The organism is Streptomyces sp. WM6372 (assembly GCF_001279655.1).
Lineage (GTDB): Bacteria > Actinomycetota > Actinomycetes > Streptomycetales > Streptomycetaceae > Streptomyces.
This window is the reverse complement of the sequence record NZ_LGDB01000175.1, coordinates 1-26835: the sequence shown is the minus strand read 5'-3', so window position 1 is coordinate 26835 and position 26835 is coordinate 1. Positions and strand designations below refer to the sequence as shown.

The 26835-nt window shown below is 71.8% G+C and carries 25 protein-coding genes and 4 pseudogenes; 14 read left to right on the top strand and 15 right to left on the bottom strand.

Features of this window, described 5'->3' with window-relative positions; genetic code table 11:
• Nucleotides 1–56: 56 nt before the first annotated feature.
• Both ADK52_RS14125 and ADK52_RS14120 read right to left on the bottom strand, forming a co-directional pair.
• Nucleotides 57–299 (bottom strand): hypothetical protein, encoded by a 243-nt coding sequence (locus ADK52_RS14125; RefSeq protein ID WP_053690134.1) that lies wholly within the window; start codon nucleotides 297–299, stop codon nucleotides 57–59.
• 98 nt (nucleotides 300–397) lie between these two features.
• Complete coding sequence (locus ADK52_RS14120) at nucleotides 398–1348, bottom strand: alpha/beta fold hydrolase (protein WP_053690133.1); 951 nt, start codon at nucleotides 1346–1348, stop codon at nucleotides 398–400.
• A gap of 142 nt (nucleotides 1349–1490) precedes the next feature.
• On the opposite strand from ADK52_RS14120, the gene ADK52_RS14115 reads away from it, so the two are divergent.
• The 3 genes from ADK52_RS14115 (at nucleotide 1491) to ADK52_RS14105 (ending at nucleotide 3276) form a co-directional block, all read left to right on the top strand.
• Nucleotides 1491–2147 carry a TetR/AcrR family transcriptional regulator gene (locus tag ADK52_RS14115; RefSeq protein ID WP_053690132.1) on the top strand — a complete coding sequence of 219 codons (657 nt, stop codon included), beginning with the start codon at nucleotides 1491–1493 and terminating at the stop codon, nucleotides 2145–2147.
• A gap of 155 nt (nucleotides 2148–2302) precedes the next feature.
• Nucleotides 2303–2641: an STAS domain-containing protein gene (locus tag ADK52_RS14110; RefSeq protein WP_078988321.1), complete on the top strand. Its 339-nt coding sequence runs from the start codon at nucleotides 2303–2305 to the stop codon at nucleotides 2639–2641.
• A gap of 359 nt (nucleotides 2642–3000) precedes the next feature.
• Entirely contained in the window at nucleotides 3001–3276 is a 276-nt protein-coding gene (locus ADK52_RS14105; protein ID WP_053690130.1) for an isoamylase early set domain-containing protein, read from the top strand.
• A 61-nt stretch (nucleotides 3277–3337) separates the two neighbouring features.
• Here the strand turns inward: ADK52_RS14105 and ADK52_RS14100 are convergent.
• The 4 genes and pseudogenes from ADK52_RS14100 to ADK52_RS14085 all read right to left on the bottom strand — a co-directional run bounded on the left by ADK52_RS14100 (nucleotide 3338) and on the right by ADK52_RS14085 (nucleotide 5334).
• Nucleotides 3338–3721 (bottom strand): annotated as a pseudogene (locus tag ADK52_RS14100) (GNAT family N-acetyltransferase).
• A gap of 26 nt (nucleotides 3722–3747) precedes the next feature.
• The gene (locus ADK52_RS14095; protein WP_053690129.1) at nucleotides 3748–4167 is read right to left on the bottom strand and encodes an arsenate reductase ArsC; all 420 of its coding nucleotides are present in this window, start codon (nucleotides 4165–4167) and stop codon (nucleotides 3748–3750) included.
• A gap of 31 nt (nucleotides 4168–4198) precedes the next feature.
• Nucleotides 4199–4945, bottom strand: a complete 747-nt coding sequence (locus ADK52_RS14090; protein ID WP_053690128.1) for an aquaporin — start codon at nucleotides 4943–4945, stop codon at nucleotides 4199–4201.
• Complete coding sequence (locus tag ADK52_RS14085) at nucleotides 4942–5334, bottom strand: ArsR/SmtB family transcription factor (RefSeq protein WP_053690127.1); 393 nt, start codon at nucleotides 5332–5334, stop codon at nucleotides 4942–4944. The genes ADK52_RS14090 and ADK52_RS14085 overlap by 4 nt, the downstream gene beginning before the upstream one ends.
• Nucleotides 5335–5422: 88 nt before the next feature.
• On the opposite strand from ADK52_RS14085, the pseudogene ADK52_RS43635 reads away from it, so the two are divergent.
• Nucleotides 5423–5799: pseudogene (locus ADK52_RS43635) on the top strand (ArsI/CadI family heavy metal resistance metalloenzyme); the annotation flags it as partial.
• Nucleotides 5800–6509: 710 nt separating this feature from the next.
• Here ADK52_RS43635 and ADK52_RS39935 read toward each other — a convergent pair.
• The 3 genes and pseudogenes from ADK52_RS39935 to ADK52_RS14075 form a co-directional block, all read right to left on the bottom strand.
• Entirely contained in the window at nucleotides 6510–7385 is an 876-nt protein-coding gene (locus ADK52_RS39935) for a GNAT family N-acetyltransferase (protein WP_078988309.1), read from the bottom strand.
• Between the two features lie 24 nt (nucleotides 7386–7409).
• A pseudogene (locus ADK52_RS14080) lies at nucleotides 7410–8369 on the bottom strand (sensor histidine kinase); the annotation flags it as partial.
• A gap of 442 nt (nucleotides 8370–8811) precedes the next feature.
• Nucleotides 8812–9267, bottom strand: coding sequence for a DUF3592 domain-containing protein (locus ADK52_RS14075; RefSeq protein WP_053690126.1), 456 nt, complete (start codon nucleotides 9265–9267; stop codon nucleotides 8812–8814).
• Nucleotides 9268–9539: 272 nt separating this feature from the next.
• On the opposite strand from ADK52_RS14075, the gene ADK52_RS14070 reads away from it, so the two are divergent.
• Both ADK52_RS14070 and ADK52_RS14065 read left to right on the top strand, forming a co-directional pair.
• Nucleotides 9540–11111, top strand: a complete 1572-nt coding sequence (locus tag ADK52_RS14070; RefSeq protein WP_053690125.1) for an alpha/beta hydrolase — start codon at nucleotides 9540–9542, stop codon at nucleotides 11109–11111.
• A 323-nt stretch (nucleotides 11112–11434) separates the two neighbouring features.
• Complete coding sequence (locus ADK52_RS14065; protein ID WP_053690124.1) at nucleotides 11435–12280, top strand: SAM-dependent methyltransferase; 846 nt, start codon at nucleotides 11435–11437, stop codon at nucleotides 12278–12280.
• A gap of 284 nt (nucleotides 12281–12564) precedes the next feature.
• Here the strand turns inward: ADK52_RS14065 and ADK52_RS14060 are convergent, their stop codons facing one another.
• Both ADK52_RS14060 and ADK52_RS14055 read right to left on the bottom strand, forming a co-directional pair.
• On the bottom strand, nucleotides 12565–12960 hold the full coding sequence (locus ADK52_RS14060) for a hypothetical protein (protein ID WP_234343743.1): 396 nt from the start codon (nucleotides 12958–12960) through the stop codon (nucleotides 12565–12567).
• Nucleotides 12957–13286, bottom strand: a complete 330-nt coding sequence (locus tag ADK52_RS14055; RefSeq protein ID WP_053690123.1) for a DUF6247 family protein — start codon at nucleotides 13284–13286, stop codon at nucleotides 12957–12959. The genes ADK52_RS14060 and ADK52_RS14055 overlap by 4 nt, the downstream gene beginning before the upstream one ends.
• Before the next feature lie 264 nt (nucleotides 13287–13550).
• On the opposite strand from ADK52_RS14055, the gene ADK52_RS14050 reads away from it, so the two are divergent.
• A complete protein-coding gene (locus ADK52_RS14050; protein ID WP_053690122.1) occupies nucleotides 13551–14189 on the top strand; it encodes a ClpP family protease in 639 nt (212 codons plus the stop codon).
• Between the two features lies 1 nt (nucleotide 14190).
• A complete protein-coding gene (locus tag ADK52_RS14045) occupies nucleotides 14191–14793 on the top strand; it encodes a ClpP family protease (protein WP_053690121.1) in 603 nt (200 codons plus the stop codon).
• Nucleotides 14794–14878: 85 nt separating this feature from the next.
• On the opposite strand, the gene ADK52_RS14040 is transcribed toward ADK52_RS14045, so the two are convergent.
• Complete coding sequence (locus ADK52_RS14040; protein ID WP_053690120.1) at nucleotides 14879–15319, bottom strand: helix-turn-helix domain-containing protein; 441 nt, start codon at nucleotides 15317–15319, stop codon at nucleotides 14879–14881.
• Between the two features lie 455 nt (nucleotides 15320–15774).
• Here ADK52_RS14040 and ADK52_RS43630 point away from each other — a divergent pair, with 455 nt between their 5' ends.
• Nucleotides 15775–16194, top strand: coding sequence for a hypothetical protein (locus ADK52_RS43630; protein ID WP_234343741.1), 420 nt, complete (start codon nucleotides 15775–15777; stop codon nucleotides 16192–16194).
• 30 nt (nucleotides 16195–16224) lie between these two features.
• On the opposite strand, the gene ADK52_RS42330 is transcribed toward ADK52_RS43630, so the two are convergent.
• Nucleotides 16225–16614: a DUF4258 domain-containing protein gene (locus ADK52_RS42330; protein ID WP_053690118.1), complete on the bottom strand. Its 390-nt coding sequence runs from the start codon at nucleotides 16612–16614 to the stop codon at nucleotides 16225–16227.
• 207 nt (nucleotides 16615–16821) lie between these two features.
• Here ADK52_RS42330 and ADK52_RS42325 point away from each other — a divergent pair, with 207 nt between their 5' ends.
• Nucleotides 16822–17013 carry a hypothetical protein gene (locus ADK52_RS42325; RefSeq protein WP_159045936.1) on the top strand — a complete coding sequence of 64 codons (192 nt, stop codon included), beginning with the start codon at nucleotides 16822–16824 and terminating at the stop codon, nucleotides 17011–17013.
• 480 nt (nucleotides 17014–17493) lie between these two features.
• Here the strand turns inward: ADK52_RS42325 and ADK52_RS14020 are convergent, their stop codons facing one another.
• Complete coding sequence (locus ADK52_RS14020) at nucleotides 17494–18219, bottom strand: peptidylprolyl isomerase (RefSeq protein ID WP_053690116.1); 726 nt, start codon at nucleotides 18217–18219, stop codon at nucleotides 17494–17496.
• A 525-nt stretch (nucleotides 18220–18744) separates the two neighbouring features.
• On the opposite strand from ADK52_RS14020, the gene ADK52_RS14010 reads away from it, so the two are divergent.
• The gene (locus ADK52_RS14010) at nucleotides 18745–20217 is read left to right on the top strand and encodes a lipase/acyltransferase domain-containing protein (RefSeq protein WP_159045935.1); all 1473 of its coding nucleotides are present in this window, start codon (nucleotides 18745–18747) and stop codon (nucleotides 20215–20217) included.
• The gene (locus tag ADK52_RS14005; RefSeq protein ID WP_053690113.1) at nucleotides 20214–23030 is read left to right on the top strand and encodes an NACHT domain-containing protein; all 2817 of its coding nucleotides are present in this window, start codon (nucleotides 20214–20216) and stop codon (nucleotides 23028–23030) included. Before ADK52_RS14010 ends, ADK52_RS14005 begins: the two co-directional genes overlap by 4 nt.
• Before the next feature lie 263 nt (nucleotides 23031–23293).
• Here the strand turns inward: ADK52_RS14005 and ADK52_RS42320 are convergent, their stop codons facing one another.
• Nucleotides 23294–23458 carry a hypothetical protein gene (locus ADK52_RS42320; RefSeq protein WP_159045934.1) on the bottom strand — a complete coding sequence of 55 codons (165 nt, stop codon included), beginning with the start codon at nucleotides 23456–23458 and terminating at the stop codon, nucleotides 23294–23296.
• A 143-nt stretch (nucleotides 23459–23601) separates the two neighbouring features.
• On the opposite strand from ADK52_RS42320, the gene ADK52_RS14000 reads away from it, so the two are divergent.
• Together ADK52_RS14000 and ADK52_RS13995 are read left to right on the top strand one after the other, a co-directional pair.
• Nucleotides 23602–25626: a serine/threonine-protein kinase gene (locus ADK52_RS14000; protein ID WP_159045933.1), complete on the top strand. Its 2025-nt coding sequence runs from the start codon at nucleotides 23602–23604 to the stop codon at nucleotides 25624–25626.
• 65 nt (nucleotides 25627–25691) lie between these two features.
• A pseudogene (locus tag ADK52_RS13995) lies at nucleotides 25692–26835 on the top strand (hypothetical protein); the annotation flags it as partial.

Below are 26835 nucleotides of genomic sequence, written 5' to 3'. Positions count from 1 at the left end.
CGAACATGGTTCTTTTACCTGCTGAATTCACCCGATCGCGCCTCTGGGGTGCCCGCTCAGGAACCCGTGCGTACTCCAGTTACGAAGGAGGCCGGGAAGGCCGCGGCGAAGCTGGCGGCGCCGCGGGCGCGGGCCGCGGCCCGGCGCTGCAAGGCCTCGAACGACAGCCGGCCGGCCGTCGTGTCCCGGACGAGCAAGTCGCCATCGAGGACCAGCCCGCCGGGGAGCTGCTGGGCGGCGGCCACCGGGTCCGGCCACCGATCCTGGACCAGCGCCCCGCCCCGGGTCTGCACCAGCACCCGCCCGCCCGGCTCGGCCGGGGGTGAACAGCAATGCCCGGTGTCCGTCGAACTTTGGTTATGCCCTGTTGGACAGTCCGTGCCTGCGGCCCTCGCGGCTAAGCGTCCGTGGCGCCCGGTGCCGCCGCCGGATCGAGGGTGTCGATGTCCTCCATGAAGCTCAGCATCCGGGCGTTGACCAGGTCGGGGTGGTCGATCTGCGGGCCGTGGCCGGTGGCGGCGACGATCTCGGCACGGGCGCCGGGGATCAGGCGCGGTACGCGTTCCAGCTGCCGCTTGGGGTGTACGAGCAGGCTGCGCTTGCCCATGATCAGGTAGAACGGCGTCCGGATGGAGCCCAGTTCCGCGTCCGACAGCGGCAACGGCGCGGGGCGGCGGATCCGAAAGGCCTTCACGCTCGCCTGGATCATCGCGCGGAGCTCGGGAACGATGATCACCGGCTGTTCCAGCCACTTGGCGAGGCGGGGGCGCCACGCCTTGGGGGCGTAGGTGGCGAAGAGGCTGACGAAGATCCATACGAAGAAGCGCAGGCCGACCTTCTCCAGACCGCCCGGGTCGAGGGCGGTGACCGAGGCGAGCCGCCCGGGCCGAAGGTGGGCCTGGTTGATGACCAGCCAGCCGCCGTACGAGGAGCCGACCAGGTGGACCTTGTCGAGGCCCAGCGCGTCGAGGGCCTCGTCCATCCACTGCGCCGCGCGCTCGGGCTGCCACATGGGCTCGCGTTGGACACTCCGGCCGGGGTCGCCGGGAGTGTCGAGGGCGTAGACAGGGCGCTCGGCGCTGAGGGCAAGGGTGTTGGGGTACCACTGGGCGGAGCAGCCTCCCGAGCCGTGTATCAGGACCACGGGTGTGCGTGAGTCGGCTGCCGGGTCGGTGGGGCCGTACCGGTAGACGTGGGTGGTGCCGAAGCTCGTCTCGACGTCCGTCTCGGAGCGGACGGGTGCTCCCTTCGCGTAGAGGACGTCGCAGGTGGCGAAGTACCGGTCGCGCAGTTCGTCGCTCACGTAGTGGCCGATGTCGCGGCGTACTCGGGTCGTGTTCTCGGGCACGGGGCACCTCCAGGAAGATCGGTTCTTCGTGATACGAACGTACCATATTGTTGATACGGCGGTACCATGAAGATGTTCGGACCGAGCCGGACTGTGAGCCCCTGAACCACCCACCCCACCCCCACGGCCGGAGACAGCACTGATGCCAAAGCGCGTGGACCACGAGGAACGGCGCACGCAGATCGCCGAAGCGCTCATCCAAGTCGCGGGGCGGCGAGGGCTGCACGCCGTCGGCATGCGCGACGTGGCCGCCGAGGCCGGCGTATCCCTCCGGCTCGTGCAGTACTACTTCGAGACCAAAGAGAAGCTGCTCTTCTATGGACTCCAGCACCTGACCGACCGCTTCACTGCCCGCGTGGGCGCCCGACTGGCCGCCGCCGGCCCGGACCCGGGCCCGCGCGCGACGATCGAGGCGCTGTTGCTGGCATCCCTGCCGACCGACCAGGAGAGCCGGATCTTCCACCTCCTGTACAGCTCCTACTCGATCCTGTCCGTGACCGACGGAGCACTCGCCGCCCAGCCCTTCATCGACAACCCCGACGCGGCCGAGAACGCCCTCACCGGCCTGATCGAAGGAGCCCAGGCGGCAGGCCTGGCCGATCCCGGCGCCGACGCACGCACCGAGGCCATCAGCCTGCTCGCCATGACCGCGACCATGGGCACCAGCATCCTCGTCGCCCAACGAACACCAGAGTCAGCCATCGCCGTACTCCGCCACCACCTCGACCGCATCTTCACCGCCGGCGGCCACACCACCCCGGACGCCGGACAACGGACAGACGCCAATCCCTGTACATAACTTCTGCTCGAAGGCCGCCTCGGCCGAAAGCAGGCGCGCAGGCGGGATCGCCTAGGCGGCCTGCGCCGGCACCGGCTCCACCGGGGGGCGCAGCGTCACACCGGGCCTCCTCTTCGGGTGTGTTCCCTCTCCCAGCCTGCACCATCATGGGCTCCATGGAAGATCAGGAAGGCCGCGACCCCGGCATGTGGGTGGACGGCGGTGACCAGCGGGTTGTCGTGCACGTCGGCGGTGAGATGGACATCGACCGTGCCCCGATGCTGTACACCGCCCTGCATGTCGCGATCACCCAGGCGGGCGGCCCGATCGAGATCGTGGCCGACCTCTCGGAGATGTCCTTCTGTGACTCCGCCGGCCTCGACGCCCTCATCCGGGCCCGGCACACAGCGGACGAACACGGCAGACGCATGAGCCTGCGCGCACCGCAGCCGCAGTTCCTGCGCCTGCTGGAAATCACCGGCGCCGACCTCCTCTTCCCGATCACCGAAACCTGACCCCGCAGCCCCCGACCCGCGCTGCGGCACGACCGCAGAGCCCACGGCCCGGGGCGTCACGCTGCGCGACTCCACCGGCCGGATCCCATGGCGGGCAGATTGGGTACGGCCGTGGCACGGTGGCAGGGCGATGACAGGGTCCACGCACGGCAGGGCCGCCGGTGGCAACCCACACCACCCTGGCCGGGCCCCGCTACGGACGCGGGGAGCCGCCGGCCCGGGGCCATCTCGCGACAGTCCAAGAGCGACGCATCCGGCCGGGTGACCGGCGCACCGGCCAGCGGCCACGTCCCGCCAAGGCCGGCCGCAACCCAGGCGAGGATTCCCGCACCCCACGACTTCCACGGCTGGAGACCACCGTGATCGAACGCAAGCAGCTCAAAGAACGCACCCAGGTCACCTTCGTCCTCCCCGAGGGCACCCCCGAAGGACCGGTCAGCGTGGTCGGGGACTTCAACCACTGGAACCCCGCCGCCCACCCCCTCGAACCCCAAGGCAACGGCACCCGCGCCGCGAAGGTCACCCTCCCCGCCCACACCAGCCACGCATTCCGCTACCTCGCCGCAGGCGACTACTGGTTCAACGACGAACACGCCGACAGCCACGACGGCACCAACAGCCGCATCCACACCTGACCCCGCCCGCCCCGGGCCCGTGGTGGACGGTCACACGCGGCTTCACGTGCGGGGCGCCGCCTCAGGAGACGGCAGGACTGCGGCGCTCGACCAGCACGACGTCGCGCCAGCGGGCGCGGTGGCGGCCCAGGCGCTCGCGGGTGCCCACGACGCGGAAGCCGGCCCTTGCGTGCAGGGCGAGGCCCACGCCCTGGCCGCGTGCATCGGGGTGGACGTAGACGGAGTGCTCGACCACGCCCGAGTACGCGCACCGGTCGCACACCGACACCGCAGCGGCCCAGCCCAGCCCAGTACCTGGTTGCCGTCGACGGCGACCAGGCGGTGTTCGGCGAGGCGGTAGGCGTCGAACGCCTCCCAGGTCGGCGGAGGTCTCGAAGGTGGCGTCGCCGCCGTCGATGCCCAGTCGGTAGATCGCCAGCACCTGCTCAGCGTGCTCCGGGAGCATCGCCGAGACGGTCACCGGGGCAGTGTTCACCCGGCGGCCTCGATGCCGAGTTCGGCGATCAGGACGCGGATGCGCTGCTCGATCTGGTCGCGGATCGGCCGGACCGCGTCCACGCCCTGGCCGGCCGGGTCGTCCAGCTTCCAGTCCAGGTACCGCTTGCCGGGGAAGTACGGGCAGGCGTCGCCGCAGCCCATGGTGATCACCACGTCGGAGGACTGCACCGCCTCGACGGTGAGCACCTTCGGCACCTCGGCCGAGATGTCGATGCCGACCTCACGCATCGCCTCGACGACGGCCGGGTTCACTGTATCGGCCGGGGCGGAGCCGGCCGAGCGGACCTCGACCCGGTCCCGGCCGAGGTGGGTGAGGATGGCGGCGGCCATCTGGGAGCGGCCCGCGTTGTGGACGCAGACGAACAGCACGGACGGGACGGCGGGAGTGGTCACGGGGTTCTTCCTTCGGGCAGGCGCAGTGGGTTCAGCGGCCGGAGGCGGCCGGGTGGTGTTCGCCGTGCGGGACGACGACGTCCTCACCGGCGGGTGTCGGACGGCCGAACAGCACGGCGACCAGGGCCACGCCGACGACCAGGCCGACCAGCTGAGCGGCGACGAACGCCAGCAGGGAGGCGGGGGCGATGCCGGCGAAGGTGTCGGTGAAGGCCCGGCCGATCGTGACGGCGGGGTTGGCGAAGCTCGTGGAGGAGGTGAACCAGTACGCGGCGCCGATGTAGGAGGCGACCGCGACCGGGGCGAAGTGCGCGCGGCCGGTGCGAGCCAGGCCAAAGATCAGCAGGACCAGGCCGGCGGTCGCCACGACTTCGCCCAGCCACAGGTGCGGGTCCGAGCGGTCGTGGGTGGACCAGCGCACCAGCGGCTCGGCGAACATCGCGTTCGCCAGCACCGCACCGCCGATGGCGCCTACGACCTGCGCGGGCACGTAAGCGGTGACCTCGCGAAGACTCGACCCCTCACCGCCGCGGCGGCCGGTCCACCACGCGGCCAGTGTGACCACGGGGTTGAAGTGGGCGCCGGAGACCGGGCCGAGCAGGGCGATCAGCACGCCCAGGCCGAACACGGTGGCCAGCGAGTTGGCGAGCAGTTGCACGCCGATGTCCTGGGAGAGCTTGGTGGCCTGGATGCCGGAGCCGACCACGACGGCGACAAGGGCGCCGGTCCCGACGAACTCGACCGCGGCCCGGCGCCCCAGCGGCGTTATCTCCGTCACCTGGTGCCCCCCGCGGCTACCGGAACCGCGCCGGCCGGGGCCTGGAGCAGGGAGGACAGTTTGGCCAGGGCGGCGGGCAGCACCCAGTAGTAGACCCAGGTCCCGCGCCGTTCGGAGCCGACCAGGCCGGCCTCGCGCAGCACCTTCAGGTGGTGGGAGATGGTCGGCTGGGAGACGTCGAACGGGCCGGTCAGGTCACAGACGCACGCCTCGCCGCCCTCGTGCGAGGCGATCAGAGACAGCAGCCGCAACCGGACCGGGTCCGACAGCGCCTTGAACATCCGGGCCAGGTCGACGGCGGCTTCCTCGCCCAGCGGTTCGCGGACCATCGGCGAGCAGCACACCATGGCGTCGTCCTGCCCGAGGACGACCAGCTCTGATTTCGACATACGTCTATGTTGACAGCCATCTATCCGGAGAGGCAAGCTCGCTGTATCGACAGATGTCGAAACAAGACCTCGGATCGGGGAGACCGCCATGTCCCGTGTTCAGCTCGCCCTTCGCGTCGCCGACCTCGAAGGCTCCATCGCCTTCTACTCCAAGCTGTTCGGCACCGAGCCGGCCAAGCGCCGCCCTGGCTACGCGAACTTCGCCATCACCGAGCCCCCGCTCAAGCTCGCCTCATTGAGGGCGAGACCGGCGAGGACACCCGTCTCGACCACCTCGGCGTCGAGGTCGAGTCCACCGACCAGGTCACCGCCGCCACCACCCGCCTCAAGGACGCCGGCCTGGCCACCTTCGAGGAGTACGACACCTCCTGCTGCTACACGCTCCAGGACAAGGTCTGGGCGACCGGCCCCGGCCAGGAGCCCTGGGAGGTCTACGTGGTCAAGGCCGACGCCGACACCCTGGGCAACCCTGGGCTATGCGCGCGAGATCGACGGGGGCGGCTTCGACCCGCACGCGGCCGCGAGGGCCCGGTGCGCCGGGATCCCGGGGAGCCAGGCGTCCGGGCCCGGATCTACGCCGACGTCCTGCGCCGGGCCGGAACAACCCATGAGCCTGGGCAAGCCCTGCACGCAGGGCTTGCCCAAGGTCGCCTAAGGCTTGCCCAGGCGCTCAGGCTTAGTCGGACTCCACCCCCCACACGGGATACGCCCGCCCTGTGCCATTGCAGTGGCAGCACGATCCGTCGCCGGAGGCGCCATGCGCGTTGATGTTGTCGACGGCATCGCGCAGGAGCCGGGCGAGGCCGTCAACGTGACCGGCGTGAAGGTCGAGCTGGTGGCGCTTGCCGACCAGGATCTCTGGGCCGGTACAGCTTCACCGCCTCCCAGCCGGTCGACGGCCTGCGCCCCCTGCGCGACCCGGAAGCCGTCGACCTCGACGACGATGACGACGGCAACGACGAGTGAGGCGAATGCGGACCGCTCCGTCCGCCTCCCCGATGCGGTCGACGGACAGCCGGGAGATCGCCGCGGGCCACTGGGCACAGAGAGGAGCAACAGCAGTCCGGCGAGGCGTGAGGGTGTTGTCGTGCGGCAGGCGGCGGGCGGTGGCCCAGGGGGCTTCGTCGTCCATCGGCTGCGAGGGGCCGTTCCATCTGACGGCTGGGAAGCTGAGATCACGGGCGATCTTTTGGGCGGTCCAGCGCACGAAGTGGCCCGCCTCCTGGCGAAGCCGGACGTCGTCGCTGGTCATCCAACCTTCGAGGTCGGTCTGTCGGCAGGAGGTGAGGGTCAGGTTCTGACCCTCGAGCCAGTTCAGGAGATAGACCGCCGCCCGCAGATGCTGTCGCGCGACCGTGAGCTGGTAGTGCGTGCTGTCCTTGCCGCGGCTGCGACGGCGAAGTTGGAGCAGGAGGTGCCAAGTCGCCTACCGGTGCGGGATCTTCCGTCCCTCGGCCGTCGCAGGGGTCCGAGTAGGAAAGGACCGGGAAACCGGTGTTGATGTCAGAAGTCGGCGCTGTGTCAGGAACCCGGGGGACACGGAAGTCGGGGCAGCCCAGAATGCGCAAGACCTTGGTGGGGTCCAGCGGGTAGGGGACGGTCTTCCGGAGGTCGTGGAACCCGATGCGTCGGTAAAAGGCCATGGCGCGGTGATTGTCCTCGCGCACTCCCAGGGTGAGCCAGGCGCAATCGGTGTGCTCGCGTGCGAAGTCGACTGCCGCTTCCATCAGCGCGCGCGCCGGACCGTCCGGACCGCGGTGCGCCGGGGCGACATAGACGGCGTGCACGTGTGCGGTGTCGGGGATGCCGTCCAGGGGTGCGGCCCCGGCGGTACCGACCCAGGAGCCGGTCGCGTCGATGGCCACGAACAGCCCGTCGTCGGCCGCGGCCGCGGCCCTCTCCGCCTGCTCCCGCCACGTGCGGTCGGAGAGCGCGACGGCGTCGGCGTGACGGACACCGAAGGCGTCGGGCGAGTCCAGCAGGGACTCAAGGCGTATCGCGCGCAGCTCGCGCCACTCCTCCGCTGTGATCCGGCGTATGACGTACTTCATGGTCCTCACTCTGTTCGGGGGCGGTCAGGGGCGGCTTGCGGGCACGGTGTCCTTCGTCAGCAGCGTGTTGCCGGACCAGCAGAGCCGGTAGAGGTCCACATCGTCCAACAGGTCGCGGCCGGAACGGTAGAACTCGCAACGGGCACCGGGCGGCCCGGATGCGGAACGGGCCTGGTCGGACGGGTAGGGGTAGGAGCGGGCTGGCAGCAGAGGGGCGAGTTCGGCGCGCGGCCGGCCGGTGGCCAACTCCTCAAACCGGGAGGGCGGCAGCACGCTCGTCGTCAGTTGCCAGGCCAGGTAGAGGGCGGACGGCACGAAGAAGACGGCTGCGACGACAGGTGCCACGAAGGCGACGGCGGAGCGGCGACGGGCGTCGCTGCGTACGGAGGCGAGGCGCTTGGCGGACTCCGGTACAACGGTGCCCGTGTCCGTATCCGGGTCCGGGTGGGGAGTGGATTCGGACGGCAACGCGGACCCTCGGGTCCCGACCGGCCTTCCAGGCGCCGCTCCTGGTCCCGGCGTCGGCGTCCCGGTACGGGCGGTGGCAGTGGCCTGGTGCGGGAGGACGGCGGTGACGTGGAACCCGCCTTCGTCGGGCGCGGTCCGCAACGAGCCGCCGAGGACCGTCACCCTCTCCCGAAGTCCTGTCAGCCCCCGGCCGCCGACGCCGCTTGCCGGGCTTTCGCCCGCGTGCGACGGTCCGTCGGCCGACGGGGCGGCGTTCACGACGCTCACGCAGGTACGGTCGGCCTCGTGGGTGATCCGTACCCTGATCGCACAGTCCGGCGCGTGCTTTACTGCGTTGGTGAGGGCCTCCTGCACCACCCGGTACATCCCGCGTTCGACCAGGGGGGACATCGGGGGCATCGCCCCGCGCCGCTCCCAGCGCACCGGCACCCCGGAAACGACCGCCCGTCCGAGGAGATCCTCGACGGTGTCGTTGACCGGCAGGCCCGCACCCGTGTCCGTGCCGGGCGGGTCGTTCCTCGGAGCCGGTCACGTTCCGGGACGTCGGCCTGAAAGGCCGCGCGGATCCCGTCCTGCCACCGCAGCCCATGCAAAACGATCACCTTGTCCAATTCCCGCAGCAGGCCGAGCAGATCGCGGTCCCGCAGGGCGAACTGCCTCGCCCGGCATCACCGTCAACAGGCCCTTCGCATATTCACCCTTGGCCTCGGCCCGTCCTGCCGAGACGCCGCGTCGGCAGGGGGAAGGATGACCACAACAAGAACAGGGACAGCCCTCCCATCACGGCTGACGCCCATCCAGTGCCACCACCGCACCCATACACAATCGCTCGGCGTATCTGCGCATGAGGGACGGTAAACGAGCTCTGTTAGCCGGTCTTGAGCCGTAGAGATGCTTCTTCATGACTCCAGGTGTACGGACCGTGGCGTCTCGCGAACGTCTCGCACGTCAAGGCCCCTTACGACAGGCCCCCTAGGGCGAACCCCAGCCCCATCGCGACGAACAACGCGCCCAGTGTGCCGAACAGCCACCAGAAGGCGGTGCCCTCGGCCGGGAGGGTCCAGCGTGACGGGTCTGCCTGGTCGTATCGGACCTCGACGCGGGCACCGACGGGAAGGGTCCTGTCCTTGGGGCGAGCGATGCTCGTCCTGGTTTCCATTGCGCGGCCGTCGCCCGTGCTCCACGTGATGACCGGGTAGTACACGGTGGTTCCGACGCTCCGGCTGGTGCTGCCGGTATCCGAGGCCGGCGCGATCCGGGTCTCCTCAAGACGGGTCACCACGCCCCGCGCAGTACTGCCCTCCCTCAGCAGGAACCGGACGCGTCGGATCTTGAGGGAGGCGACGACGCCGATGACCGACCCCGCGGCGGTGAAGACCGATGCGAAGAGCAAGAGGATCTGGGAAGCAGACACGGGTCGTCTCGATTCTGGAGCCGAAGGACTCCTGACAGCATGCCAGTGCGGCGATCTCCCCTTAACGGCGGGCGCATGGCCGGGACGGCCCTCAGCGCGGCCCCGCCGACGGTCTCCTCCCGGAGGAGGAGACCAGACCGGGCCGCAGGTCCCGGACCAGGGGTGGACGGGGACCTGGGTCCTCGTGCCCTTGGGCGATGTGCCGTACCAGGGCGGGTTCCTAGCCTCGGGGCATGCGATCACACGAAGCGGACGATGCTCAAGGAGACCCCGTGACCACTGTCAGCCCCGCCGCACGCCGCGCCTTGGCCGTGGGCCTCACCCTCGCCGCCTGCCTCACGTCCTCCCCCGTCCTCGCCACGGCCGCCGAGACCCCCGCCCAGGACAGCTCCGGGACCGGACTGGACCGGTACTACCGCCAGCACCTCGGCTGGGGCAGCTGCATCAAGGGCCCCGACGACACCACGGGCCGCGATCTGGACCAGGCAGGCGTGCAGTGCGCGGACGTGACCGTGCCCCTGGACTACGCCGACCCCCGGGAACGCACGATCACCGTGGCGATCTCCCGGCTCAAGGCCACCGACACCCGCCACCGCATCGGCGCGATCCTCCTCAACAACGGCGGTCCGGGCGGTCCCGCGCTCCAGTCCCCGCCGCAGGCCCGCGCGTCGATGAAGGAGGTCGGCGCGCGCTACGACATCGTCGGCTTCGACCCGCGCTTCATCGGGCGCAGCACCGCGCTGGACTGCGGCTTGCCCGTCGGCATGACCTGGCTGTCCGCCGGCACCGGCCGGGCGGGCTTCGACCGCCAGGTCGCCCTGCAGAAGAGCCTGGCCGACAAGTGCCGGGCCACCGACGCCGCGGTGCTCCCGCACATCACCACCCGCAACACGGCCCGCGACATGGACGTCATCCGCGGCACGCTCGGTGAGCGGAAGATCTCCTTCCTGGGCTACTCGTACGGCACCTACCTGGGCACGGTCTACACGCAGATGTTCCCCGGCCGCCACGACCGGATGGTGCTGGACGGGGCGATCAACCCGAGCGACTACCGCCCCCGGCTGCTGAAGGGCACCGAGCGCGAGAACGAGAAGGCGCTGTCCGACTGGGCCGCCTGGGCCGCGGAGCACCACGACACCTACGGCCTCGGCCGCAGCCGCGCCGAGGTGCTCGCCGCCGTCGACCGCATCGTCGCGGCGGCCGCGCGCGGTCCGCTGACCATCGGCACCGGCGCCAATGCCTTCCGGATCGACGACAGCCAGGTGCCGCTCCTCCTCTTCTCGGGCATCGCGGACGACACCGCCCCGGCGCGGGCATCGTTCGGCGAGCTGGTTTCCGTACTGGCCAAAGCCGCGGAGGGCCGGCCGACGACGGTGCCGCCGATGCTCGTCCCGGAGCTCCGGTACGTGCTGCGCGGTGAGGGCGAGCCCACCGGCGCGCAGTCCGCCGTCATCTGCGGGGACGTGGCCGCCGCCCGCGATCCCGAGCTCTACTGGCGGGACATCGAGCGCAACCGCACCGCGCACCCCCTGTTCGGCGCTCTGACCAACAACATCAACCCGTGCGCCTTCTGGGACGCGCCGCGCGAAGAGCCCACCCGGGTACGGCGCGATGCCCCTGCACTGATCGTCGCCGCCACCGGTGACCCGCGTACGACGTACAAGGGAAGCGTCGAGCTGCACAAGCAGCTGCCGAGCTCCAGGCTGGTCACCCTCGAGGGCGCCAACCGGCACGCCCTCTTCGGGCGCTATGGCAACGCGTGCGTGGACGACCAGGTCAACCGGTACCTGGCCACCGGCAAGCTGCCGGCGAGTGACCGGACCTGCGTCAAGCAGGCGGGGTAGCGGCCCGCGAGACGCTCTCGCGTCGCCCGGCCGCCCGCCCGCCCCCCACGACCTCGTAACTCCGCCGATCCGCGGCGGGCCGGCCCGGACTGCAGACACCGGCCCCGCCGCCGCGCTCGCCGCCACTCAGGCTCGTTCCCCGCGCACGAGGCGGAACGGGGCTCGCAGGTACGTCGAGCTACTGTCCGACGGCTGGTGCGCGCCGGGGTGTTCGCCGGGATGGCTGGTTTGGTGTTCCTGTTTCCTGCCCGGGGCCCGGTTACTCTCGCGCCGAGCATCTGCGCCGGCTGTGGCAGCCGGGTCCCGACAAGTGAGGGCGTGAGATGACCAGTCTTGACAGTGCGGCCAAGGCCTCTGCTGCAGCGGCCCGCTACTACGGCACAAGTGATGTCGATGCGTTCTACGGCACGGTGTGGGGCGGGGAGGACATCCACACCGGCGTGTACGTCCATCCCGACGAGCCGCTCGCCGTTGCTTCCCGCCGTACCGTCGAAATCGCAGCGTCGAAAGTCGCCGGCCGTCTCGGGCCCGGATCCGTGGTCCTCGACCTCGGATCCGGATACGGGGGACCCACCCGCTACCTGGCCGAAACCTTCGGCTGCCAGGTCGTCGCCCTCAACATCAGCGAGGCCCAGAACGAGCGCCACCGCAAGACCAATGCCGAGCGCGGCCTCGACGGGCTCATCACCGTGGTCACCGGATCGTTCCAGGACATCCCCTCCCCCGACCGGCACTTCGACGTCGTGTGGTCGCAGGAGGCCTTCTGCCACAGCGGAGACCGGGAAGAACTCCTCTCAGAAGCCGTCCGTGTTCTCAAACCCCAGGGGCACCTCGTATTCACCGACCTGATGGCGGCCGACCACACCCCACCCCAGGCGCTGCGCCCTGTGATCGCCCGCCTCGAGGTCGACGGGTTCGCCACCCCCGCCTTCTACCGGCGGCAACTCACCGCCCTGGGGCTGACCTCAGTCGACTTCGACGACCGCAGCGACCAAATGCTCACCCACTACCTCCGCCTCACCGAGGAGACACGGCAGCGGGCCAAAGAACTCCAGGGCCTCATCAGTCCCGCCTACCTGAAAGGCCTCCTGGAGAATCTGCCCCTCTGGGTGGAAGCCTGCCGCAACAACCTGACCAGCTGGGGCATCTTCCACGCTCACCGCCCCTGACCACGAAATGTCTGAACGGACGCCGCAGGACGACCACCGACGGGCCCTGGCCGAGGTGGTGCTCGCCCAGGCCGCCGAGCGGCCCCGGATCCGGAACTGCGCGCGATCGTCACCGAAGGCCTCCAGGACCTCTACTTCAAGGACGGCCGAACCCGCGCCGACCACCTCGAAGTCGAATTCACCGAGTACACCGCACTGCGCGCACCGGACGTACGTCCCCGCGACCGGACCCGCATCCCGAACGGCAACCACTCCATCTCCATGCCATGCCCAACGCGGCCAGGTCACGCCGAACACCGCCGAGCCAGCCAGCAGAGGGGGTTAAGCATGTTCGACGTCTCATGAGGAGGCCCCGTGAACCGGACGAGACAGCGAAGTTCCCGGGGCGACGGCTCGGCCGACTCGCGGTAGTCGGATGGCCAGCCGAGCCAGATGATGTCCAGGACGGACAGGTGCCGTAGCGGACGGTTGACGAAGTGGATGACGGACAGGCGGCCGGCGGACGCGATCCGGACGTCTTCGCCTTCGGGGTCAGCGGGGTCCCACTGGCGGCAGCCCCACGGGTCGGCCGCGGCAGCGTCGCGCAGGTCCCACACCGTCTCTTCTGCGTGTTCGGGGAGGGCGGCGAGGATCTTCGCAGCCGGCGACGAAATGCGGACCGTGTACGGCCGCAGGCTCACCGGCGCCGCCGACCGCGGAGCTCGGCCATGTCCATGAACCCGGCCTCGTCGCGGCCGGAGGACACGAACGCGTCGACCGAGGGGGCGGAGGCGAGACGGGCCTGCCCGGCGTGGACGACCTCGTACAAGGTGGTCGAGGAGAACGTCCGGCGCGACTCCTCCAGCGCCGCCGCCCACTCCGCCTCGAACGCCGGCACCCACCGCGCGGCGCGGCGATCGGCGCGCAGCTGCGCGAGGAGTTCGCCCGGCGCGCCGGGCGCAGGCCCGTACAGGGCAGGGGAAGCCGTGGAGGCTCGGGCAGATACGGCACCGTTCCCCTGCTCCATGCCGCCGTCCAGGGCGCAGCGCCCGGGACGGGACTGCACCTTCTACGCCCGGGCCTTCGAATCTTCCGCACGACGCAGGGCGTTCACCAACGTCCACGACAGGTCGTCTGAATCCGGGCCCTCGTCGCCGACCGCTTCCGGGTACGAGTGCCGTGACGTCGTGTCCGCCCGTGGCGGATCTGCTGGGGGCAGAGGAACGGCGTCCGGGGGGTTCCCGAGGTCAAGAGTGGAGTCGACGGCATCCCGCCTCGACAAGGAGAAGAGATGAATCCCCTCACCATGCTCGCGCCCCGCGCGGAGGAGGGCGACACACCGCCCGGCCACTTCGACGACCACCTCGCGGCAAGGCTGCTCGACCAGCGGATCGTCCTCCTCGGCACCCAGGTCGACGAGGTGTCGGCCAACCGGGTGTGCGCCCAGCTGCTGCTGCTGTCGGCGCAGGACCCGCGCTCCGACATCAGCCTGTACGTCAACAGCCCCGGCGGGTCGGTCACCGCGGGTCTCGCCATCTACGACACGATGCGGCTCATCCCGAACGACGTCTCGACGCTGGCGATGGGCTTCGCCGCCAGCATGGGCCAGTTCCTGCTCACCGTGGGGACGCCCGGCAAGCGGTTCGCGCTGCCGAACGCGCGGATCATGATGCACCAGCCCTCGGCGGGAATCGGCGGCACCGCCGCGGACATCGAGATCCAGGCGGAGAACCTCCAGTTCACCAAGAAAGCCGTCGAGCGGATCACCGCCCAGCACACCGGGCAGAGCGAGGAGACGATCGCGCGGGACGGCGACCGGGACCGCTGGTTCACGGCCGAACAGGCCAGGGAGTACGGGATGGTGGACCGGGTGGTGGAGTCGCTCACCGACATCCGCCCGGCCACGCCGCGCCGACGGACGGGGCTGTGACATGGGGTCGTACACGGTTCCCTACGTGATCGAGCGGACCGCGCAGGGCGAACGGTCCTACGACGTCTTCAGCCGGCTGCTGAACGAGCGGATCATCTTCCTCGGCACCGAGATCGACGACGGGGTCGCCAACGTGGTCATCGCGCAACTCCTTCACCTGGAGTCGGCGAACCCGGAGCAGGAGATCTCGATCTATCTCAACTCGCCCGGCGGATCGTTCACTTCGCTGATGGCGATCTACGACACGATGACGTTCGTGCAGGCACCGATCTCCACCTTCTGCGTCGGTCAGGCGGCGTCGACGGCGGCGGTGCTGCTGGCGGGCGGAGATCCCGGGCGACGGTTCGTGCTGCGGCACGCGCGGGTGCTGCTCGGCCAGCCGGCCAGCGGCGGCCGGCAGGGGACGGTCTCCGACCTCAGCCTCGCGGCCAAGGAGATGGTCCGCATCCGCTCGCAGGTGGAGGAGGTCCTGTCCCGGCACACGCACCACGACGTGGCGACGCTGCGCACGGACATGGACCGGGAGAAGGTGTTCACCGCCGAGGAGGCCGTGGCCTACGGGCTCGCCGACGAGGTGCTGAGCCGACGGTTCGCGTTCGTCTGAGCCCGCGCGGCCCTGGCCGAGGGCCGGCGAGCCGGCCGGTACGGCGGGGGCGCGCCCCGTCGTACCGGCCGTGGGCCCGGTCCGGTCAGGCGGCGAGGCAGAAGCCGTCGTACTGAGCCGTGGGCGACGTGGGTGACGTGCGGCCCCGGACCACCCGGCTCCGGGCGTGCCGGGCCAGCTCGTCACCGGCGAGCAGCAGCAGGTCGGCGAGGCCGAGCCCGAGGGCCTGGGCGGCGGCCGCGAGCACCTCGGAGGATGCCTCCTTGCGTCCACGCTCCACCTCCGACAGGTACGGCATCGAGATCCGGGCCGCCTCCGAGACGTCCTTCAGCGTGCGCTCCTGGGCGAGCCGCTCGCGCCGCAGCACGTCGCCGACGAGGTCACGCCACAGAGGCTCCCTCGGCGCGCGTGGCTGTGGACCCCCCACGGGTCGCCGCGGGGCGCCGGCCGCCCCGCCGGAACCAGGCGACGGGGCCTGCGGGCGCAGGGAGATGACGCGGGACTCGTTCGGCGCATGAGTGCTCACCCCCTCACCCTAAGGATCCGGGGCGCGGGGGGAAGGGAGTGGCCTTCTGCCCTGGGTGAAGCCGCGCCGGTGCCTGGGGCGACGCGGGTCCGCTCGACCGGCGTTTAATCACTTGACCCGGTCCGTACGGTGTTCGGGTGAAGGACACTCAGATCAACGAACTCCGCACCGCGTATGACGCCCAACTCCGTGGTGTCACCCCGCCCGGTGGCAGCGCTCGCATCGAAAGAGACGGCCCGTTGACCCGTGTCGTCGGGTGGCACCGTGGCTTCGTCACAGGCCCACGCGACCTCGACCTGAACGCACCCAGCTGACAACACCGACCCAGGCGCACTACATCAACGGCCCGTCATAGCCGCGGCGCCATCCGCCCCGCTGTCGCCGACCTCCTGCCCGAGCACACCACCGCCGGCTCCGGGGACGCCCCGCCCCCGGAGCCGCCCGTCACCCTCGACATGCCGGGCAAGGTCGCCGGCTTCCTCCGCACCACCGAGCTGGAGCCCGCCGAGCGCGTCGCGCTCGACCAGGGCGTTACCGTACGGCGCGGTCAGCGCTATACCCTGCGCGTCAGCGCCGTTCCCGCGGTCCATTGCCGGTTCCTCGACCCGTGTCGGCCTCTCGACGGCACCCCGGGCGCCCCGGCGATCCCGTCGCAGCGCAAGGCCTGCCGCGCGTACGAGAACCGCGTCAACACCCCCCTTGCCACTGTCCGTTGGTTATCCCGTCAGACGCTCGAGATCATCTCGTGGCGGGTTTCTGGTGTATCTGGGTCATGCCCCTTCACCGCCGTTCTCGTACTCGCCGTGCCACAGGGGTTGGCCGCCGCAGAAATCGTGCGGCCGGCCGCGACCATGCCTCCGGCGGCATGCCGGTAGCGGCACGGACGATCGCGGAGCCGACTGCTGCTACTCGCCCTTCCAGAAGACGGTGACGACGTTCCAGCCGCCGTCGCCGAGACCGACGAGGACCACCAGCTCGCCGCCACTGGAAAGCCCGAGCGTGTAGCGCCAGTTCCCGTTCTGCTGGCACGCGGCGTTCTTGGCACCGACCCTGACGACCTTCTGGATGTCGTCCTCGGTCACCCCGCGCTCGTTCATGCGGTCGCGGGCGTGCCGGGTGATGCGGTCGTAGGCGCTCGGCGCGACATCCGAGTAGCAGCGGTTGGTCACTTCGTGTCCGCCGCGGATGGGCGGGCCCGCGATCGTCGTGGCGGCCATCGCAGGGCCGGAGATCCCCATCACGGCAGAGGTGACGAAGCCGAGAGCCAGGAGCCGAAGGCGCTTCGAGGTGTTCACGGTGATTCCCTCTTCCGGGTGCTGTGTGCGCGGCCGGCCGGCCGCTGCGGAAAAGGTGCCCGGAGGCCATCCATGTGTGATCAGCAGAAGATCAACGGCAACCATCGGAGCCCAACCATCGGGGTCAGCAGTCCCAGCGGGGCGGTGAGGAGTTTGCACAGCAGCATGCCGCGGGCGGTGCCTAAGCGCCGGACCGTGGGCGTGGCGATGAGCGCTCATGCGAACGCCCTCGGTTCGCACCGGACACGCCTGGACACCGGCCGGGACCGCGAGGGGCTCTCCGCGCCGGGCACGCTCGGGCACTCCGGGTACACCGAGGTCCGCGAGAAGTTCCGTCGGCCGCCCGGGCACCGCCTCGGCGGAGCGGACCTCGCGCTACCACGACCCCTGCCGGGCTGACCCGGCAGGGGGCTCTGGGTTCCTGTGCCCCACCGGGGAGAGGAGCACGAGGCGGTCTATGCGGCCGATCGACGTGGAGTGCGACCCCGGTGCCGACCCAAGAGCCGCGGCCGGCGGTGGTGCCGGCCGCCTGCGGCCAGGCGGCGCGGTGCGCTACCGTCCCGCCATGACGACGCCGTTTGCGACCGGCCCCGACCATCCGGCGTGCGGGATCTGTCCGGCGACGCGGCTCCCGAACGAACACCCGTGCCCACCCGACAAGGTCAGACTGGAGCCGGACCGGATCGCCCCTCCGCGGGAACCGGTCGTCGTCCCTGCGGAACCAGTCCGGCTGCGGAACTAAAAGAATCGGTGCAACTCCCATCATGGAAGATTGCACCTGTGCCCAGCGAGAACGTAGCCACACCGTCCGAGGCGGAGGCCGCGTCGGCGGGCGTGGATGACCGGCACGCTCATCAAGGATGTGGCCACGCCGGTGCGTCAATGCCGCCAGGACGGCCGGACGCAGAGCAGCTCGGTCCGCAGCACGGGTGTGCCGTCGACCGGTGCCGGGGCCTCCGCGGTCGGCTCGATGCCTCCGGCGGCGACTTTGTCGAGTGTCGTCAGGCCGTCGGCGCCGACCGTGCCGAAAACCGTGTAGTTCGGTCGCAGCGCGGAGTCGCCGTAAACGACGAAGAACTGTGAACCGTTCGTGTCCGGACCGGCGTTGGCCATCGCCAGCAGGCCGCGCCCATAGAGGCGGCGCGCGCCGGTCGGATCGGTCGGTGCCGGCGGCAGGTCCACCGGCAGCTCGTCCTTGTACTTGTACCCGGGCCCGCCCTCACCGGTACCGGTCGGGTCGCCGCACTGCAAGACCTTCAGCGTCGGATACGCCGTCAGACGGTGGCACACCGTACGGTCGTAGAACCCATGCCGTGCCAGGTGCAGGAAACTCTGGACCGTGCACGGCGCCTTGGCCCGGTCCAACTGCAGCGGGAGCGGGCCCTGGCTGGTCGGAACAGCCATGTCAACCGTGCCACGACTGGGGGTGCGCCGCGGGTCAGGCGGCAGCGGAACAGCGCGCGCCGGCGGCTCGTCCGGGGTCTGCGTGTACTGGCAAGGGCCGTGCGTCATGCGCGGCGGAGCACCGTCGGAAGCCGTGGCGACACTCCCCCCGGACACGACTAACGCCACCGCCGCGAATGAGCTGATCAGTGCCCGTTTCATCTCGCACGCCCTCCCGATGATCGCCAAGTCCTGGAGCGGTCGCAGTCTAGGGCGTGGGTTTGGTCCGCGGGAATAGTCAACGGCAGAAGGCCGGACGGGCCGACCCCGAAATCCTCGCCCTCCAGCCGACGTCCCTGCTCAACGGAGCCACTGGCGCTGTAGGCGTCGGCCGTACCACAGGCTCCGGACAGCCCTCACGCGCCCCCGCCAGCCACTTCCCTACCGCCCGAACCTTCACACCGGCAGCCTCTCCGCGCCGGCCTCAGGCGCGGGCACGGGGCGAGGTCGACGGAATCATCGGTATCGACAGCCGCGACTGCCTGGTCGACGGTACGCTCGGCAACCAGCCCAAGTAGGCCATCTGGCTGGAGGGTTACGGGTGGGACGTGGAGCATCGCGGCGTGGATCAGGAGGTGGACGCGTGCAGCGGCCCCGCGGCGGCGCCCGTCCGCAACACCCGGCCGCGGAACGACCGGCAGCCGGGCCGGGAACATCGGGGGAACGATGAACGCAAGGCACCTAGTCGTGGTGATTCCTGGGATCGGGGGCAGCGTCCTGGAGCCCACCCGGCCCGACGGCAGGACGGCGAGAGCCTGGGACGCCAGCCCGAAAGGCATCGCGGGACTCCTGGTGCGTCCCGGCCGACTCAGCCTCGACGAGGAACCGGAGCTGCGGCCGGTCGGGTTGATCACCTCCAAGCGCCTGCTTCCCGGGTGGACGGTCGTGCACGGCTACGAAGGACTCATCCAGGGGGTCAGCGCCAGCTTCCCAGGCGCCCGGATCGACTTCGGTCACCCCGAACGACCGGACCCGCACGCCGACGTGCTGCTCTTCCCGTACGACTTCCGGCGGAGCATCGCCGAGGCGGCGGACCGGCTGGCCGCGCAGATCCACCTCCGGCTGGCGGGCCTGAGCGCGGCGGAACGGCGCGGCCGGGTAGTCGTGGTGGGGCACTCGATGGGCGGCCTGGTGGCCCGGTACTGGCTGGGCGTCCTCGGGGGCTGGCGAGAGTGCCGTGCGCTCATCACACTGGGGACGCCGCACCGCGGCGCGCCCAAGGCCCTCGACTGGCTCGTCAACGGCGTCCGGGTCGGGGGCGTGCCGTTACCGAGGACGTCCGGGGTCATCCGCGGCTGGCCGTCGGTGGCCGAACTCCTCCCCCGCTACCCGATGATCCTCGACACCAGCGGCCCGGCCGGTCCGCCGCGGGATGTGCCCGACACAGCGGAGCGGGACGGCGGCCGGCGGATCCTGTACCCGCACCAGCTCCCCGTCGACTGGCTGCGCCCGCAGGCCCGGCGCGCGTTCGACTTGCACCGGCAAATCGAGACGGCGTGGGCGGAGATACCGCGGTCGGGGACGGAGATGCGCTCCCGGTTCTCCTGGTCCCACCCCACTCTGACCGCCGGACACTGGGACGGCACCCGGCTGCGGGTCACACGGGATCAGCCCGACTGGCTCGCCCCCGACGGTTGGGAGGACGACCTCGGGGACGGTACCGTCCCCGCAGCCAGCGCGGTGCCTATCGAGGACAGCGACCGGGACACCTCGGGCATGCGGACCCGCGAACGGCACGGTCCGCTCGCCGCTGCAGACTGGGTCGGCCCGCTCATCGGCGGCTACCTGCGACGGGACGGACTGGCCCGGCTGCGGGGCGGCGACGAGCGGCCGGTCTCGCTGGGGCTGGAACTGGCGGAGGCGTATCTCCCCGACGCGCCGATCCCGGTGCGCGCCACGGTGCTCGGCCAGTCCGGTGAAGCGGCCTCGCAGGCCCCCTCTGACCCGCTGTGGGCGGTGGCGCGGCCTGACGGCGCCCCGGACGCGGAGCCGGTGGTGGTGCCGTTGGAGTGGGACGCCCGCACCCAGGACTTCCGCGGCGAACTCCCGGCCACGGCGCCGGGTCTGCACACCGTGACAGTCACTGCGCAGGACGTGCCCGGCGGTGGAGACCTGTCGGTCGGCGAGACGCTCGCCGTGATTGACGGTGCCGAGGCATGAACCGCTGGCCGCGCTGGTGCCTGGAAGGCGAGCCCGTCGCGCTCGCCAAGTACGTGAACCCGGACGCAGTGGCTGCGCTGGTGCGGCTGCCGGGAGCCTCCTCGGCCGGCAGGACCGATCGGCTGCGCGAGGTCTACCGCGCCTTGGCCGCCGTAGGGATCGGCTACGCCTTCGAGTCGCCATCCGACGAACGTGGCCGCCAGGTGATCCTCACCCCCCGCGAGGTGCTCTGGTCCCCGCGCCACGGCACCTGCCTCGACCTGGCCGTCGTCCTGGCCGCCGCCTGTATGACGGCGGGGCTCCACCCGGTGGTGGTGTTGGTCCGGCCGGCGGACGGCGACTTCGAGGCCGTCTCGACCGGTCATGCCCTGGTCGCCGTGCGGATGGCCGACAAGGCGCCCGTCGGCACCCCGGCCGGCGCGGTGTGGCCGCAGCCCCCGGCCGGTTTCGCACAGTCCGTGCAGCGGACCGTTCCGGGGCCACCCGGCGCCTACGTCGTCATCGACCCCGTGGGTGTGGCAAGACCGCTGCGGTCCACGCCCACCGAGGGGCTCGGCGTCGGTTTCGAGGAGGCCGCCGCCCGCGGGGCTCGGTACGTGTTCGGCGGGAACTGGGCCTGGCACACGGCGATCGACGTCGGTTCGGTGTGGCGGGAACGCGACCAGTACCCGCTTCTGGAGTCGTCGGACGCCGTGCTGCACAGACCTCCGGTGACCGTCGCGGGCTCGCCGTCCGTCCGGGCGCGCGCCCGGACACAGGTCCTGGCCGGCCCTGACAAGGCCCTGGACGACATCACCGCCGCGCTCGCGGAGGCGGTGCGCTGCCAGTGGGAGAGCGAGCAGCTCCGGTACCGGTCCCACGATCCGTTCCCCCTGCCGGTGCACTGGGGCAACGCGCCTACGGACCTGATGGACCAGGGCAGCAATATCCAGGACCTGCGGCAGTCGGAGCACACCCCGATGGACCTCGGGGGCGACCTGCGCGTGATTGCCGACATCTACGACCAGGTGCCGTCCGGCCGGCTCGTCGTGCTGGGGCAGGCGGGCGCCGGGAAGACGGTCCTCGCGACCGAGTTCGTCCTGACCCTGCTGGATCCGGGACGCTGGCGGCGGAGGATGCCCGTCCCCATCCTGCTCTCCCTGCTGTCCTGGGACCCGTCCTCCGAGGTGTCCTTCCACCGGTGGTTCAGGGAGCAGCTCCTGAGCACCTACCCGGGCCTCCAGCACGCCGAGAAGCAGAGCCCCGGCACGGTCTCCCGGCTGCTGACCACCCGTCGCGTACTGCCGGTGCTCGACGACTTCGACGGGCTGGCTCCGGGGCTGCGTCCGGAGGCCGTCCGGAAGATCAACACTTCCCTCCAGCAGAGCGAGGGATACCTCCTGCTGAGCCGGTCGCATGAGTACCGCGCCGCGGTGGCCGAGTCCCGCCCGCTGAAGAAGGCGTTTGTCGTGTGCCTGGAGGACCTGACGGTGCACGACTACGCCGACTACCTGCCGCTGTCTGCGGTCCCGGAGGCCGGCGGAACCCGCACGGCCTGGGACTCGGTGGTGGACCGGCTCGGTCGGGACACCGCCGCTCCGGAGACGCAGGTGCTGCGCGAGGCCTTCACCACACCGCTGGCGGTCTCCCTGGCCCGGCGCATCTACAGCGACGGCGACGCGGGCTCGGCGAAGGACCCCGCGGAACTGCTGGAACCGGACCGTTTCGCCACCCGCGAGAGTGTGGAGGAGTACCTGCTGGGGGAGTTCATCGAGGCCGCGTACGCGCCCGACCCGGACGACTTCCCGCAGCCCGCGCCGTGGTCCCGGCGGTCCCCGCGGGGCCGCCACTCGGCCGACCAGGCCAGGAAATGGCTGGGTTACCTGGCGCGCGACATGGAGGCACGCTCCACGCGCAGCATCGCGTGGTGGGAGCAGAACCTGGCACTGCCGCCCATGTTCTTCGTGGCGGCCGGGGTGCTGTTGGTCAGCCTGTCGCTGGGCGGCAGCGCCCTGCTGGCCCCGCTAGTCGGCATCCACCCGGACCACACCGTCCTCGCCCTGCTTCCGCTGCCAGCCGTGATGTACGTGCTGCACTACCCGGTCGCGCGTCGCACGTCCACGATGTTTCTCCGGACGGTGACCGTGCAGCGCACGGCCGCCTCGCGTCGGCTGCTGCTCTTCCGTGCACTGTTCAGCGGGACCATGCTGGCCCTGACCATGTCGGTCTGTTTCCTACTGCTGTTCAGGTATGCGGGGGGCGCCCGGATCGGCTGGCCGACGGCTTGCGTCCTGGGCTTCGGCACGGGCGTCTGGTCGTTCGGGAAGACCTGGGTCGACTACGGCATGGAGCCGGTGGACATCGCGCGGGCACCGAACCCGGTGCACCTGCTGGAGAACGCCCGCTGGGGTCTGCTGCGCACCCTGAACACCACGTGGCTGGCCCTGTTCGTGTCCGTCTGCGTCCTCTACGTCGGCGCTCGGTCGCTCGGGGTGGCAGTGCCGCGCGCGGGCCTGCTGCTGATGGTCCTCTGGTTGGCGTTCATCACCGTCGCCATCGCGTTCCTGTCCGGCCCTTGGGGGTTTTTCACGCAGACCCGGGTGTGGCTGGCCGTTTCCGGACGCCTCCCGCTCCGCCTGATGACGTTCCTCGACGACGCGCACCGCCGCGGGATCCTGCGGCAGAACGGCGCCGTGTACGAGTTCCGCCACGTGCTGCTCCAGCGGCATCTGGCTGGGCGGCCGGCGCGTTCCGCCCCGGCGGACCCTCCGTCCGACGAGCGGCGCAATACGAGCGGGCCTGCCCCCATTCGTCGTGATCAGCGTGAAACATGACGGTTCCCCCCTCCAGGGCAGCAGCCGCCCTCGGCGTCTCGCAGCCCGAGACCGGGCGTAGCGTTACGCTCCGTACGATGCAGCCAGAATGAGGTCCTCGGTCGCGCCGGAGGGGGAGCACCACACCCGGCCTGCAGGCCGTCCGCGTACGCGGGGCCGCTGCCGGCGGGTTCGGTCTCTCGATCGGCGACCGCCCCCGGGCCCACCGATCGCGCGGATCCCGGCCGCCGACGGCAGGCAGCCCACTGCGTTGGCCGCCACGGTCAGCACCGGGCCGAGCAGCCCGACGTCGGCCCGCCGAGCGGGAGGCCGAGCACGGCGGCGGGCCACGTCGTGGACTCGAACCGGGCGTTCGCGACGAGCGGGTCCTCGCGGCGCCCGAGCGCCTTCATGAACGCGCGGCCGGACGCCCCGGGGACGCTGATCAACGCCGCTTCCGCAACCGTCCATCGCGAAGGGGGCCCACCGCCGCACGCCCGGCGCCGCCGAGATGCACCCCCGCTCGGCCTGGGATCCATCAACTTTGTTGATTCCAAGGATGGTTGACGGACGCACGCATACGATCAACGGCATGACACCAGTGATCGCCCCGTTGCCGGGCGGTACGCCCGCGCAGCTCGGAGGTCACCGGATCCTGGGGGTGCTCGGCGCCGGCGGCATGGGGACGGTCTACCTCGCCCGCCGCCGGGGGCGTCCGGTCGCCCTCAAGACCATCCGGCCCGAACTCTTCCGCGACGCGGACCTGCGCGAGCGGTTCACCCGCGAGGCCGCCGCCGCGGCGGCGGTCCGCAGCCCCTTTGTCGCCAACGTGCTCGGCTCCTCGACCGCCGAACAAGTGCCTTGGATGGCGGCCGAGTTCGTCCCCGGCGCGACCCTCGCCGCCGCCGTACTGCGGCACGGGCCCCTGCCCGCGCCCGCCGTGCGCGTCCTCGCCGGAGCACTCGGCCGGGCCCTGACGGCCCTGGGCGCGGCCGGGGTGGTACACCGCGATCTGAAGCCGTCGAACATCATCCTCGGCACCGACCGCCCCCGCGTCGTCGACTTCGGCATCGCCCGGGTGACCGGCGACGCCACCTTGACCGCGACCGGGCAGCGCCCCGGAACGCCCGGCTACATGTCGCCCGAACAGGTGGTGAAGGGCCCCCTCGGACCGCCGAGCGACGTCTTCTGCCTCGGCGCGCTGCTCGTCTTCGCACTGACCGGCCGGCACGCCTTCTACGACGGAGACCCGGTCCGCTCGGACTTCCGCATCGCCTACGAGGCCCCCGACCTCACCGACGTTCCGGCCGAGCTGACGCCCGTGATCCGCGGCTGCCTCGAAAAGCAGCCGGAAGACCGGCCCGCCGCCGCGGAGGTGGCTGCGGAACTCGACCCGCAGGGCACCGCCCTGCGCGCCGCCACCCGCTGGCTGCCACCCGCGGTGCTCGCCGACGCCGCCGAGATCGCACGGGCCGCAGCCGCCCTGGGCGCCGGCCCGCTGCCGACCCGGCGCAGGGTGCTCACCGGCGCCGGGGCCGCCGTACTTCTCGCGGCGGCCGGTGCCACCGCCCTGCGCACCCTCCAGGAGGACGACGGCTCCGGCCGCACCCCCGCCCCCCGCTGGAGCGGCCCGCCCGGCACGGTGCCGGGGCCCCTGTGGTCGTACGACGGCGCTGCGGCGCAGCCGGCCTTCGGGCCGGTCGACGTCGACGGCCGGGTGTGCTTCGCGGACGGCGGCGGCGAGCTCCTCCTCCACGATCCGGTCTCGGGCGAACGGCGCTGGCGCGGACCGGTGGTGCGCGACCTCGTCGGCGGCCGCCGACCCGTCGCCCTGGACCCGGACGGCGCCCTGCTGTTCCTGGACCCCGGCAGGGGTACGGTCCGCCACCGCGCGCGCGACGGCGTGACCGCGCTGCTCGCCGCCGACGAGGACCGGGTGTACGTCCTCGACGCCGACGGCCGGGTGGCCGCGCTCAAGCTGACGGACGGCGCGGTGCGCTGGCGCGTGCCCGCCCCCGTGTCGGGCACGGGGCTCTCGGCAGCCGCCGGGTACGGGCGGCTGCTCCTGGCCTCCGCCGCCGGCGGGGTGGTGGCCCTGTCCGCCGCCGACGGCGGCCCCGTGTGGCGGCGGCCCGCCGGCACCGATGGCTCGCGGACGGTCCTGTCCGCGAGCGGAGTGCTGCTCGGCGGGGCCGGAGACCGGACGCTGACCTGCCTTGACCGGGGGCGCGGCGAACAGCTGTGGAGCCTGCCCGCGGACGACAGCGCGGGCTTCGGCGTGCCCGCGCAGGCTGGCGACAGCGTGTACGTCGCCGACGGCCGCCAGCTCCGCAGCATCGACGTGAAGACCGGAGCCCCCGCCTGGACCGTGCTGGCCTCCGAGGAACTGGCCCGGGACCAGGCTCCGTTGGTGGCGGGATCCGGGATCTTCGGGCCGCTGCGGAAGTCCGAGCTCGGCATCCTCGTGGTGCACGGGGGGCGGGCAGCCGAACAGTACGTGTTCGCACCGGCCCCGGCCGGGGAGGTCCGGGCCGACGTTCCCTGGCGGGGAGTGGTCGCCGGAGGCAGCGTCATCTGGCAACGCGGCAGCGCGGTCCGCGCCCTGCCGGGCATGTGACCGGCCCCGGGCGGGGCCACGAGGTGAGGGGGGAACGCATGGGGGGCGGACGTCTGGGAGAGGGCTTGCACCCCGAAGACCCGCGGTCGGCCGGGCCGTACCGGCTGCTGGCCCGTTGGCCCGGCCCCCGGCCGGTGCCGCCGCGCAACGGGATGTACGTAGGCCGCGACCGGGCCCACGGGCACGCCGTGGTGTGCCTGCTGCCCCCGGCCGCGTACGAGGCGGCCGAGGCACTGCACCGTGGGCCCGTGCCGGGAGTGCCGCACGTACTGGACCTGCGGACCGGGACCGAGCCCTCGTGGGCGGCCCTCGCGCACACCCCAGCCGTGTCCCTCTCCGACGTGGGGCGGCGGCCCCGCACGGAGTCCGGGGCCCTGCCGCTGGAACAGTCGGTGCGGCTCGCCGCGGAGATCGCCGGCACCCTGGCCGCCCTGCACGCCCGGGGCATCAGCTACGGCGCCGTGGCACCCGACGGCGTCTGGCTCACCACGGGCCGGCCGCTGCTGATGGCGCTGCACTCCTGCCGCATGCCGTCCACGCCGCCTCGCGAACCGGGCCGGGGCGAGGGACAGGGGCCGCGACCCGACGCAGGGCCCGGGCAGCCCGAACCGCACAGCCGCGTGTCGACCGTGCCCGCCGCCTTCATGGCCCCGGAAGTGGCCGCGGGCCGGCCCTCCTCCACGGCCGCCGACGTGTACTCCCTGGCGGTGCTGCTGCTCCACACGGCCACCGGGCGGCTGCCCTTCGGGGACGGGCCGCCGCCCGTGCTGGCCTACCGCGCCCTCCACGACCGGCCCGAACTGGCCGACCTGCCAGGGGCGTTGGGCGAGGCGGTGGCCGCGGCGCTGGCCGCCTCCCCCACGGACCGCCCGACCGCCGCGGAGCTGTGCCGGGCGCTGGCCCCCGGCGGGCAGGACCCGGAGCGGGCTCCGGACCCGCTGCCCGGCCGGGTCATCGCCGCACTGGCCGTACGCACGCAGGCGATCGCCGACCTGGAGATCGCCGATGCGGATGCGGACGGAGACGGGGGCGGGAACGGAGACGGGGACGGAGACGGGCATGCGGACGACCGGGCCCCGGCGGACGCCGATGCCCATGAGCCCACGCACCCCGCCACCCGGGCGGCTACGCCCCCGGCCCCCGGCCCGGCTCCGGCCCCGGCCCCGGCCACCCCCGACGCGGCCGCCCGGCCCACCCGCCGCCGAGTCC

What these genes read in the sequence shown, in the direction of transcription:
- ADK52_RS42325 (WP_159045936.1), top strand. Translation starts at nt 16,822, where the DNA reads ATGAGCGCTCATGCGAACGCCCTCGGTTCGCACCGGACACGCCTGGAC.
- ADK52_RS14045 (WP_053690121.1), top strand. Translation starts at nt 14,191, where the DNA reads ATGGGGTCGTACACGGTTCCCTACGTGATCGAGCGGACCGCGCAGGGC.
- ADK52_RS14110 (WP_078988321.1), top strand. Translation starts at nt 2,303, where the DNA reads ATGGAAGATCAGGAAGGCCGCGACCCCGGCATGTGGGTGGACGGCGGT.
- ADK52_RS39935 (WP_078988309.1), bottom strand. Translation starts at nt 7,385, where the DNA reads ATGAAGTACGTCATACGCCGGATCACAGCGGAGGAGTGGCGCGAGCTG.
- ADK52_RS14005 (WP_053690113.1), top strand. Translation starts at nt 20,214, where the DNA reads ATGAACCGCTGGCCGCGCTGGTGCCTGGAAGGCGAGCCCGTCGCGCTC.
- ADK52_RS14020 (WP_053690116.1), bottom strand. Translation starts at nt 18,219, where the DNA reads ATGAAACGGGCACTGATCAGCTCATTCGCGGCGGTGGCGTTAGTCGTG.
- ADK52_RS43630 (WP_234343741.1), top strand. Translation starts at nt 15,775, where the DNA reads ATGCCGGGCAAGGTCGCCGGCTTCCTCCGCACCACCGAGCTGGAGCCC.
- ADK52_RS14065 (WP_053690124.1), top strand. Translation starts at nt 11,435, where the DNA reads ATGACCAGTCTTGACAGTGCGGCCAAGGCCTCTGCTGCAGCGGCCCGC.
- ADK52_RS14050 (WP_053690122.1), top strand. Translation starts at nt 13,551, where the DNA reads ATGAATCCCCTCACCATGCTCGCGCCCCGCGCGGAGGAGGGCGACACA.
- ADK52_RS14085 (WP_053690127.1), bottom strand. Translation starts at nt 5,334, where the DNA reads ATGTCGAAATCAGAGCTGGTCGTCCTCGGGCAGGACGACGCCATGGTG.
- ADK52_RS14055 (WP_053690123.1), bottom strand. Translation starts at nt 13,286, where the DNA reads ATGGAGCAGGGGAACGGTGCCGTATCTGCCCGAGCCTCCACGGCTTCC.
- ADK52_RS14000 (WP_159045933.1), top strand. Translation starts at nt 23,602, where the DNA reads ATGACACCAGTGATCGCCCCGTTGCCGGGCGGTACGCCCGCGCAGCTC.
- ADK52_RS14115 (WP_053690132.1), top strand. Translation starts at nt 1,491, where the DNA reads ATGCCAAAGCGCGTGGACCACGAGGAACGGCGCACGCAGATCGCCGAA.